The sequence below is a fragment of the Frankia sp. CcWB2 genome, from assembly GCF_977927585.1.
Window position 1 is genome coordinate 1 of sequence record NZ_CDWRCM010000137.1, and the last position, 3,051, is coordinate 3,051.

The 3,051-nt window shown below is 65.5% G+C and carries 1 protein-coding gene and 1 pseudogene; both read right to left on the reverse strand.

Annotated features, from left to right (window positions below):
* Positions 1-168: 168 nt before the first annotated feature.
* Positions 169-1,569 carry a TolB family protein gene (locus ACY45C_RS14695; RefSeq protein WP_462188168.1) on the reverse strand — a complete coding sequence of 467 codons (1,401 nt, stop codon included), beginning with the start codon at positions 1,567-1,569 and terminating at the stop codon, positions 169-171.
* A 351-nt stretch (positions 1,570-1,920) separates the two neighbouring features.
* A pseudogene (locus ACY45C_RS14700) lies at positions 1,921-2,905 on the reverse strand (quinone oxidoreductase family protein).
* Between the last annotated feature and the right edge of the window lie 146 nt (positions 2,906-3,051).

Here is a 3,051-nt window from a genome sequence, read left to right on the forward strand (position 1 = left end):
GGCTGGGGTTTCACGCCCACCCCGGTTAACTTCGAAGACCCGGCATAACCAGGGATTCTGGCCGGCAGGAATACTCCTCGCCGCGTTCGAGCGGGCCACCGGGGACGCCTGAGAACGGGAACCGTCCACGCGGAAGGTCCGCGTGGACGGCCGGTGGTCGGCGGGTTGTCAGCTCAGGGTCTTGTGGTAGACCTGCTGAAACGGTACAATGCCACCCGTGTACTCTGGCACCAGATTGTCGGCCGAGGACTGGAACACGACCTGGGAGCCGTCAGTGCTGATCGTGGGAAACTGCGCCGAATAGTTGATGCTGGCACCGTCACTGTTGGTGGAGACGAGGGCCAGCGAACCGGTGTCCAGGCGCTTGACGAAGATGTCGCTGATGGCACCGGGCACCCCGGGCGATACATCTGTTGCATAGAACGCGCTGAAGACCACGGTGGTGCCGTCCTGGGAGATCCACGGCGCCGTCGCCGTTCGGTCGAACTGCCTGCCGTCCTGATCGGTCAACACGCGGGTCAGCTTGCCGGTCACGAGGTCCTTGAGAAAGATGTCGGTGAGCCCGTTGGTGTCGTCCGGCACGAGGTTCGTGGCCGGGGAGGAGAACGCCACTTTCGTCCCGTCGCCGGAGATCCGCGCCAGCGATGCGAAGTTGTCGTCACCCCACACACCGTCGGCTGTGACGGTGGCCGGCACGGTCTGCCCCGTGGTCAGGTCACGCACGAAGATGTCGCCGCTGCCGTTGACGTCACCAGCGACGAGGTCCGATGCGTAGGACAGGAATGACAGCCGGGTGCCGTCCGCGGACAGGCTGCTGACCACGCTCGAGCCGTTCCCGTCGGTGCCGGTTCCCGTCACCGACGCGAGCGTCGTCGTCCCCGTCGCCACGTTGTACACGAAGATCTGGTATGGCGCGCTGCTCGTCCGTGCGCTGAACGACACGGTCGAACCGTCCGCCGACACACTGGGCTGGAGGGCGCCGACGTGGCTGGAGAGCAGACCGGTCGGCGCGGAGACCAGGGTGACGTCCCCCGTGCGGTTGTCGCGGACGAACACGTCCTGCACACCGGTCTGGCCCGGCTGGCCTGGCACCAGTTCGCTGGAAAATGAGGTGAAGGCCGCGATCGACCCGTCGGCCGAAAGCGCCACCCCGCCGCTCGATGAACCCTCGACCTGCGTGAACGTCGTGGTCGCCCGTCGCCCCTTGCCGGTCACGGTCTTGGCGACGGAGATCCGGGTCGTCGTCTGCGTGGTCAGGTCCCGCAGGAAGACGTCCCAGTCGCCGTTGGTGTCACCGGCCACCAGGCCGGACGCGGCCGACTCGAAGATGACGTACCGGCCGTCGGCGGAAACCTGCGAACCAGGAAAGTCCACCCGTGTGCTGTCGCTGGCGCCGCCCGTGCCACCCAGGGTTACCGACACCAGTTCTACCGGGCCCAGGTCGGTCGTGAACGACCCGGCGGCGTGTGCCGGCGTCGCCGCGACAGTGGCGAGAGCGGTCCCCACCGCGACTGCCGCGGTACCGGCCGCGAAACGGGAACGGATGGATGCGCGGTTTGTTTTGTGCATTTCTACCTCCTTCTCGGTCGGACATGACACTAATCCAAAAAAGAGATCGAGAGTGTGCGGAAAATCTTACAGAGTAATAATCGATAAGGCCGTTCCGTCATCGTCCGCGGAAGCGTGGAGAACCTTACGAGGTGGAGGCCGTCGGCGGGTTCGGGAATAGCAGCTGGGATGCAGAGAAGCCGTACTGAACACCGGCAACGCAAAACGGCCACCGCGTGATCCTCATCGAGTTCTGCCGGGAGCCCGGGTGAGGAGGAATACGCGGTGGCCGCAGCGGCGTACTGTGCTGAGACGACGATGGTGAGATATCGGCGGATCGGAGCCTGGTTTCCTTTCTCTGTCAGCTTCTCCTTACGGCACCAGAACGATCTTGCCGGTCGTGCGTCGCTCTTCGAGTTCCCGGTGTGCCTCAGCCACCTTCTCCAGGGGATAGGTTCCACTGACGGTCACGGTGATCTCATCCCGGATGGCGAGGTCGAACAGCTCGGCGAGCCCCTCCCGCAGGGTGTGCGTGCTCAGCAGCGGGGCGAGCGCGAAGCCCGTCACGGACTGATTCTTGAAAATGAGGCCGAGTAGCTCTGGTACGCCGAGCTGGAACTCCTGGATGTTGAGTGCCCCGTATATGACGAGTTCACCCAGCGGGGCGAGCGCGTCGAGACTCGCGGTCGTCACCGCGCCGCCGACCGATTCATAAATGATATCGGGACCGTTTCCGTCGCTCGCCGCGCGCGCCTGCTCAACCCAGTCGGGTCGGGTGTAGTCGACTCCTGCGTCAGCGCCGAGCGAACGGGCTGTGTCGAGCTTCTCGGCGGTACTCGCGGCGGCGATCACGCTCCTTGCCCCCGCGTGCTTGGCGAGTTGGACGAGAAGCGTGCCGACCCCACCGGCGGCGGCGCTGACCAGCACCGCCTTGCCCTTCGGCGGTGCTGGTCAGGTGCAGGGCAGTGAGTCCCTGGACCATCAACGCCGTCGCATCCTCGAACGGTAGTTCCGGTGGAAGCGGGGCGACGAAGTCGGCGCTGATCAGGACATGGTCCGTGTAACCCCCGAATGACACGCCCGCGGCAAACAGCGGCGCGGCGACGCGGGCACCGATCCCGAGCCCGCCGACACCGGCCCCGATGGCTTCGACGGTGCCGGCAACCTCCATGCCGAGGACGGCAGGAAGATCGGGTGTCACCGCATACCGGTTCTCACGCATGAGGACCTCGGCGAAGTTGACGCCGGCCGCATGGACTCGGACGAGTACCTGACCGGGACCCGGCGCCGGAGTGGGAGTCTCGACGATCTCGAAGACCTCGGATCCGCCGAAACGGTGTATCTGGACAGCTTTCACGGTGTGTATACCTCGCTTACCCGGAATGCGTTGTTGTCTGGCCGCGGCTCCACGGTGGGATGCGCGCTCATCCGTGGTCGCGTATGTAGCGGACCAACCCGACGACGTCGTCAGGGACCAGGCGTCCGATGGCGCCGCTGGAGTAG

Excerpts from the sequence above, each read along its gene's own strand:
- ACY45C_RS14695 (WP_462188168.1), bottom strand. The coding sequence starts at position 1,569 with ATGCACAAAACAAACCGCGCATCCATCCGTTCCCGTTTCGCGGCCGGT.